This window comes from Cellulomonas sp. Leaf395 (genome assembly GCF_001424125.1).
In the GTDB taxonomy this organism is placed as follows: Bacteria; Actinomycetota; Actinomycetes; order Actinomycetales; family Cellulomonadaceae; genus Cellulomonas.
On the sequence record NZ_LMQI01000006.1, the window covers coordinates 24869 to 32069 of the forward strand.

Consider the following 7201-nt stretch of genomic DNA (forward strand, 5'->3'; position numbering starts at 1 on the left):
CGTTCCTACGGCCCGGTCGGCCCGAACCGTTCGGTGCGGATGCGTTCCGGGTCGTGGCCGAGGTCGACCAGGGTGTCGGCGACAGACTCGACGAACGGCGTCGGCCCGCAGACGAACACGTGCGCGCGCTCGTCGGGCGGGAAGCAGGCGGCCTCCAGCAGCGCCGCGTCGATCCGGCCGACCCGGCCGGTCCAGCCGTCGGGACCTTGTCGGGTCCACACGCGCGTGATCTCGACGTCGTCGCCGAGGGCGACGAGCTCGTCCGCGTAGATCGCGTCGGTGGGGGTGCGGACCGAGACGGCCAGCCGGAACGGGGCACGGCTGCGGGCCAGCCGTCGGGTGCGCAGCATCGACATCAGCGGAACCAAGCCGGACCCGCCGCCGATGAGCTGCACGGGGTGCGGGTCGGCAGGCTGCCAGACGAACCAGTGGCCGACGGGTCCTCGGAGCTCGATCTCGTCACCCACCTGCAGGTCCTCGGTGAGGTACGGGGACACCTCGCCGTCGTCGACCACCTGCACGGTCAGCGCGATCCTGCTGTCGTGGGCGGCGGGGTCGGGCGGGACCCCGGGCAGGCCCATCGTGCCGGGGGAGGCCAGGGAGTAGGAGCGCTGGGTGGAGTAGCCGTCCTCCGCGGTGAGCCGGACGTCAACGTGCTGGCCGGCCAGGGCGCCGCGCCAGCCGGGGACGTCGAGCACCAGCGTCGTCGCGGTCGGCGTCTCGGCGGTCCGGGCGACGAGGGTGCCGACCATCCAGGGGAGCGCGTACAGCGAGGGTGCGTCGTCAGACAAGGCTCAGTCCCCCCAGTACCGCTGTTCCTTCCACGGGTCCCCGTAGGAGTGGTAGCCGAGCCGCTCCCAGAACCCCCACGTGTCCTCGGTCAGCAGGTCGAGGCTGCGGACCCACTTGGCGGACTTCCAGAAGTACAGGTGCGGGATGAGCAGGCGTGCCGGGCCACCGTGCTCGGGAGGCAGCGGGGCCCCGTCGTACTGGTAGGCGATCCAGGCCTTGCCGCCGCGAAGGTCCGCCAGCGGGACGTTGGTCGTGTACCCGCCGTCGCAGTGCGCCATCACGTACTGCTCCTCGGGCGCGACGTCGACCCCGTCGAGCAGGGTGTCCAGCGAGATGCCCCGCCAGACGGAGTCGAGCTTGCTCCACTTGGTCACGCAGTGGATGTCCTTGACGATGTCGTCGTGGGGCAGGTGTGTCAGCTCGGACCACGTCCAGCTGGCGCGTGGCGCCCCGCCGGCGGTGATCGAGAACGTCCACGTGGACAGGTCGGCGCGCGGCGTCGGGCCCGCGGACAGCACGGGGAACCCGCGCTCGAGGTACTGACCGGGTGGGATCCGGGGGTCGACCTCGCGCTTGCCGCGGAACCCACGGGAGACGATCGCCATCAGGACGCCGTGCGGTTCGACATGCTCACTCCCGGGTGTCGGAGACGCTCCGGATCATCATGAGGCCGGGCCTGGCGGGAACGCCAGAGGCCGGCCCGACGAATCGGACCGGCCTCTGATCAGCAGTTTCAGCCGCGTGAGTAGACGACGCGCGGGCCGCCGGAGGTCGAGGCACCGGAGCCGCCGGTGCCGCGGCCGCTGCCGCCGCGACGGCGACGCTGACCCGAGCCGGCCGCCGGGGCTGCTGCCGCCGGGGCGCCACCGCGACCGCGACCACGACCACGGCCGCCACCGCCGCCACCGGACGTCGGCTGAGCCGGCGGGGCGACGTACGTCACGTGGTCGGCGACCTCGCCGACGAGGCGCGTGAGCGTCGCGTCACCGGGGAAGACGGGCCTGGGCGTGGCCGTGATCTTGGCGGCACGCGTCAGCGCGCGGACGTCGCCGCGCTGCTCGGGCAGGACGATCGTGACGACGTCGCCACCCGACCCGGCACGCGCGGTACGGCCGGAGCGATGCAGGTAGGCCTTGTGCTCGGCCGGCGGGTCGACGTGGACGACGAGCTCGATGTCGTCCACGTGGATCCCGCGAGCGGCGATGTCGGTGGCGACGAGCACGCGGACGGTCCCGGAGGAGAACGCCTCGAGGTTCCGCTCGCGGGCACCCTGCGCCAGGTTGCCGTGCAGGTCCACGGCGGGGATGCCGTCCATGGTCAGCTGCTTGGCCAGCTTCTTGGCCTGGTGCTTGGTGCGCATGAACAGGACGCGGCGGCCGGTGCCGGAGGCGAGGTGGTGGACGACCAGCTTCTTGGCGTCGGCGTCGCGCACCTCGAACAGGTGGTGGGTCATGGCGGCGACGGGGGACTCGGCGCTGTCGACGGAGTGCTCGACGGGCGAGGTGAGGTACCGCTTCACCAGCTGGTCGACGCCCTTGTCCAGCGTGGCCGAGAAGAGCAGGCGCTGGCCGGCCTTCGGGGTCTTGTCCATGATCCGCTTCACGCCGGGCAGGAAGCCGAGGTCGGCCATGTGGTCTGCCTCGTCGAGCACGGTGATCTGGACGTCGTCGAGCGTGAGGGCCTTCTGGTTGAGCAGGTCCTCGAGCCGGCCCGGGCAGGCGATGACGATGTCGATGCCGCCGTTGAGCGCGGAGGTCTGCTTGCCCTGCGACACGCCACCGAAGATGACGGTCGTGTTCAGACCCATCACCTTGGCCAGCGGGGCGATGGTGGCGTCGATCTGCGAGGCGAGCTCGCGCGTCGGGGCCAGCACCAGGGCGCGGGGGCGGCGGGGGGCCTTGCCCTTGCCGGCGGTGGCGGCGAGCCGCACGACGAGCGGCAGGGCGAACGCGAGCGTCTTGCCGGAGCCCGTGCGGCCGCGGCCGAGGACGTCACGGCCGGCCAGCGAGTCGGGCAGCGTGGCGGTCTGGATGGGGAAGGGGGCGGTGATGCCCTGTGCCGTCAGTGCCGCTGTGAGGGCAGCGGGCACGCCAAGATCGGTGAACGAAGTCATAAAGGGAGAGCCTCTCGGGGCTTGGTCGGGGTCCGCCGCCAGAGCAACCAGAGCGGGTGCTCCGGGGGACCTCCACGACGCGGGGCGCGCAGGTTCGCGCAGCCCTTGGTGCGCTAACCCTCTCACACCGGATGCCGGCTCGGGGCTCGCGGTGTCGAGCGTCACAAGGCACGATCGGTGGCAGACACACGGCTGACGAGGAGGAACGCCCCCGCATGACAGCTCCTGTGATCGCCTCCGCGCACGACCTGGTGAAGGTCTACGGTGCGGGCGCGACGTCCGTCCGGGCGCTCGACGGGGTGGACGTCGAGCTGGCCCGCGGCGAGCTGACGGCGATCATGGGGCCGTCCGGCTCGGGCAAGTCGACGCTCATGCACTGCCTGGCGGGGCTGGACCGGCCGACGTCCGGGACCGTGGTGGTCGACGGGCAGACCGTGAGCAGCATGTCCGAGCGGAAGCTGACGGCGCTGCGCCGGACGAGGATCGGGTTCGTCTTCCAGGCGTACAACCTGGTGCCCACGCTGACGGCCCTGGAGAACATCACCCTGCCGCTCGACATCGCCCGTCGGCACGTCGACCGCGCCCACCTCGACCTCGTGGTGGGGACGCTCGGGCTGACAGACCGGCTCGGGCACAAGCCCAGCGAGCTGTCCGGGGGCCAGCAGCAGCGCGTGGCGTGCGCGCGGGCACTCGTCGCCCGGCCCGCCGTGGTGTTCGCGGACGAGCCCACGGGCAACCTCGACAGCACGTCCGCGGCCGAGGTGCTGGGGTTCCTGCGCAGCAGCGTCGACGAGCTCGGGCAGTCCGTGGTGATGGTCACGCACGACCCCACCTCGGCCGGCTACGCCCACCGGGTGCTGTTCCTGGCAGACGGACGGCTGGTGGGCGAGCTGAGGGATCCCACGGCGGAGACTGTGCTCGCCGCACTCACGGCCATCCGCGTAGGTGCCTCCTGATGGTTCGGGTCGCGCTGCGCGGTGTGCGGGCGCACCTCGTGCGGTTCTGCCTGTCGGTGCTCGCGGTCGCGCTCGGGGTCGCGTTCGTCGCGGGGACCTTCGCGTTGCGCACGATGCTCAGCTCCACGTTCACGGACATCGTCGCGACGACGACCCTCGGCGACGCCTATGTCCGCGGCTCCGAGCCTGCCGGCGGGACGGGCGGTCCGGACCGGATCACCCCGGAGGTGCGCAACCCGGTGCCCCTGACCCTGGTGGAGGAGCTCGAGGCGGTCGACGGGGTGGCCGCCGTCCTGCCGGACGTGCAGGGACCGCTCGTCCTGGTCGGTGCCGACGGCACGGCGGTGCAGAGCACGCAGGCGCCGAGCTTCGCGTTCTCCTACGATCCGCGGGACCCGGCGGTGCGCGTGGTCGCGGGGCGGGCTCCGGCGGACGCCGACGAGATCGGGGTGGAGTCGGCCTCGCTCGCCGCGTCGGGGCTGGCGATCGGCGACGCGACGAGCGTGGTCGTCGGCGGAGAGGTCCGCCCGGTCACGGTCGTCGGCGAGATGGGGCTCGGTGCCGCGCTGGCCGGTGCCACGATCGTCTTCCTCGACCCGGCGACCGCCGAGGCCGCGTTCGCACCGGACGGCACGGTCGCCACGATCTCCGTCCTGGCGGACGACGGGCTGACCGAGCAGCAGCTGGTGGACCGGCTCGCTCTCGTCCTGGCCGAGTCGGGCACCCCGGCGGAGGCGGTCACCGGGGACGAGGTGCGCGAGCAGTCCACCGCGAACATCCTCACGGTCCTCGGGTTCATCACGACGTTCCTGCTGGTGTTCGCGGGCATCTCGCTCTTCGTCGGCGGCTTCATCATCGCCAACACGTTCTCCATGTGGGTCCGGCAACGCACGCGCGAGCTCGCGCTGCTCCGGGCGGTCGGGGCGTCGCCGCTGCAGGTGTTCACGTCGATCGTGCTGCAGGCCGCGATCGTCGGCGTGGTTGGCGCGACCCTCGGCGTGGCCGGCGGCCTCGGCCTCGTCGTCGTGCTCCGGGAGGTGCTCGGCAGGTTCGGCATGGAGCTCACGGGCCGGGTGCCGCTGGACGGGTTCACGCTGGTCGTCTCCGTGCTCGTGGGCACGTCGGTGAGCGTGGTGGCCGCGGCGCTGCCCGCCCGGCGGGCGGCGCTCGTGCCGCCGGTCGAGGCGCTGCGCGACGAGGTCACCCTGCCGGAGCGCTCCCTGACGCGCCGGGCCGTCGTCGGGATCGTGCTGGTGGTGCTGGGCGTCGCCGCGGTCGTGCTGGCGCTGCTGAACCCGACGGCGGACCGCGCGGGGGCGGTGCTCGGGATCGGGGCGGGCGCGGTCGTCCTCGGCGTGCTCGCCGCGTCGCCCGTGCTGGCGCGCGGGTTCCTGCGGGTGGCCGCGCTGCCGTTCGCCGCCTGGCGCCCGGTGGGTCCGCTGGCGCGGGGGAATGTCACCCGCAACCCCCGGCGCACGGCGAACACCGCGGGCGCGCTGATGGTCGGGATGGCCCTTGTCGGAGCCGCCGCCGTGATCGCGGCGACCACCCAGGCGTCGACCAGCGCGATCGTCACGCAGGAGGCCACCACCGACTACATCCTGCGGGGGGCCGCCCAGGGCACGGTGCCGGAGCAGGCGGTCGTCGCCGTCCGCGCGCTGCCCGACGTGCGGGCGGCCGACACGTTCGCGACCGCCGGCGTGCTCGTCGGGGACACCACGTTCGCCGTGACCGGCATCGACCCGACCGCCGTCGGCCGCAGCATCCGGACCGAGGTGGTCGAGGGCGACTTCCCCGGGGCGCTGGAGGCCGGTGAGGTCGCCGTGCAGCGGACCACGATGGACGACGAGGACTGGTCGCTCGGGCAGGAGCTGGAGCTCGTCGGCTCGTCGGGCGCCGAGACGCTCACGATCGGTGCGGTCATCGACTCGCCCGCGTTCGGCGTGCCGTTCGTCGTGTCGCAGGAGGTGCTGGACGTGCTCTTCCCGCCCGACGAGCAGCGACTGACCACGGTGTTCGTCACCGCCGTCGACGGCGCGGACGTCGCTGCGCTGCGCGAGGAGCTCACCGCGGCGGTCCGCCCGTACGTCGTCGTCTCCGTCATGGACAGCGAGGAGTTCGTCTCCGACCTGGCCGCACAGGTGGACCGCGTGCTCGTGATCCTCTACGCGCTGCTGGGGCTGTCGGTCGTCATCGCCGTGCTCGGCATCGTGAACACGCTCGCGCTGTCCGTCATCGAGCGCACCCGCGAGATCGGGCTGCTCCGCGCGGTCGGTCTGGGCCGGCTCCAGCTGGGCACCACGATCACCCTGGAGTCGGTGCTCACCGCCGTGTTCGGCACCACCGTCGGGCTGGTCCTCGGGGTCGCGCTCGCCGCCACCCTGCCCACGGTGTTTGCGGACGTCGGGCTGCGGACGCTCGCGATCCCGTGGGGGAGCCTCGCGCTGATGCTCGCGCTCGCGGTGGTCGTCGGGGTCGTCGCGGCGCTGTGGCCGGCGGTCCGCGCCGCACGGCTGCCGGTGCTCGACGCGGTGAGCACGGAGTAGGTGACGGAGCCGTGATGTGCGCGCTTGCGGTGACCCCGGCGGATACCCTCGGAGAGTGAGCGACACCGGGTACGGCGACTTCGAGTTCGAGCGTCGCTTCTGGGCGCGTGACGTCCCTGCGGACCTGCTCGACGCATCCCCGGCCCTCATCGTCCAGAGCTACGTCCTGGCCGACGCCGGGTTCGCCATCCGCGTCCGGGTGCAGGCCACCGTCGACGGGCTCGCGCTGGAGCCCGGGCTCGACGAGCTGGCGATCCTCGACCGGTACGCCGACCAGATGGAGTTCTGCGCGATCACCGTCAAGGGGCCCATGAACGAGGGCACCCGCTACGAGGCCGAGCGCGAGCTCGACGTCTCCGTGGGCATCGAGCTGGTCCGGAGGGGCGGCGCACGCGTCGCGAAGACCCGGCACTCGGTGTGGCTCGGCGACGACGGCTGGGTGGTCGACACGTTCGCTGGCGGCAATGCGCCGCTGATGGTCGCGGAGGTGGAGCGCGGCGGCCCGGTCACCGACCTGACCATCCCCGACTTCTGCGTCACCGAGGTGACCTCCGACCCGCGCTTCTCCAACGACTCTCTCGCCGGCACGCCCTACGGGACGTGGTCGGCCGCGTACGAGGCCGAGCTGGCCGCCCGCGGTCCACGGTTCCTGGAGAGCCTCGGGCACAACCACCGCACGGGCGAGCCCTCCGACTAGCTGTGATGTCCAGGGAGGTTGGTCAGTCGGGTGACTGGCGGCTTGCCTCCGAGGGCGGAGTGGGCGCGGTGGTGATTGTAGAAGTGCATCCAGCCAG

At 72.7% G+C, this 7201-nt stretch carries 6 protein-coding genes; 3 read left to right on the top strand and 3 right to left on the bottom strand.

Features of this window, described 5'->3' with window-relative positions; all coding sequences use genetic code 11:
* Positions 1-5: 5 nt before the first annotated feature.
* From ASG23_RS19305 to ASG23_RS19315, 3 genes are all read right to left on the bottom strand, one after another.
* Positions 6-752 carry a ferredoxin reductase gene (locus ASG23_RS19305; protein WP_056028722.1) on the bottom strand — a complete coding sequence of 249 codons (747 nt, stop codon included), beginning with the start codon at positions 750-752 and terminating at the stop codon, positions 6-8.
* A 42-nt stretch (positions 753-794) separates the two neighbouring features.
* Positions 795-1397 (bottom strand): sulfite oxidase-like oxidoreductase, encoded by a 603-nt coding sequence (locus ASG23_RS19310; protein ID WP_056028725.1) that lies wholly within the window; start codon positions 1395-1397, stop codon positions 795-797.
* A 128-nt stretch (positions 1398-1525) separates the two neighbouring features.
* Entirely contained in the window at positions 1526-2905 is a 1380-nt protein-coding gene (locus ASG23_RS19315) for a DEAD/DEAH box helicase (protein WP_056028728.1), read from the bottom strand.
* A 215-nt stretch (positions 2906-3120) separates the two neighbouring features.
* Between ASG23_RS19315 and ASG23_RS19320 the strand changes: the two genes are divergently transcribed.
* Genes ASG23_RS19320 through ASG23_RS19330 form a run of 3 tightly spaced genes read left to right on the top strand, consistent with a single transcriptional unit; the run spans position 3121 to position 7104 of the window.
* The gene (locus ASG23_RS19320; RefSeq protein WP_056028731.1) at positions 3121-3861 is read left to right on the top strand and encodes an ABC transporter ATP-binding protein; all 741 of its coding nucleotides are present in this window, start codon (positions 3121-3123) and stop codon (positions 3859-3861) included.
* Entirely contained in the window at positions 3861-6407 is a 2547-nt protein-coding gene (locus ASG23_RS19325) for an ABC transporter permease (protein ID WP_056028734.1), read from the top strand. Before ASG23_RS19320 ends, ASG23_RS19325 begins: the two co-directional genes overlap by 1 nt.
* Positions 6408-6462: 55 nt before the next feature.
* Positions 6463-7104, top strand: a complete 642-nt coding sequence (locus ASG23_RS19330) for a hypothetical protein (RefSeq protein ID WP_056028737.1) — start codon at positions 6463-6465, stop codon at positions 7102-7104.
* The last annotated feature ends 97 nt before the right edge of the window (positions 7105-7201 follow it).

Bases quoted from the DNA above. Each gene is read 5' to 3' on its own strand.
- ASG23_RS19315 (WP_056028728.1), bottom strand. From the start codon at position 2,905: ATGACTTCGTTCACCGATCTTGGCGTGCCCGCTGCCCTCACAGCGGCA.
- ASG23_RS19325 (WP_056028734.1), top strand. From the start codon at position 3,861: ATGGTTCGGGTCGCGCTGCGCGGTGTGCGGGCGCACCTCGTGCGGTTC.
- ASG23_RS19310 (WP_056028725.1), bottom strand. From the start codon at position 1,397: ATGGCGATCGTCTCCCGTGGGTTCCGCGGCAAGCGCGAGGTCGACCCC.
- ASG23_RS19320 (WP_056028731.1), top strand. From the start codon at position 3,121: ATGACAGCTCCTGTGATCGCCTCCGCGCACGACCTGGTGAAGGTCTAC.
- ASG23_RS19305 (WP_056028722.1), bottom strand. From the start codon at position 752: ATGGTCGGCACCCTCGTCGCCCGGACCGCCGAGACGCCGACCGCGACG.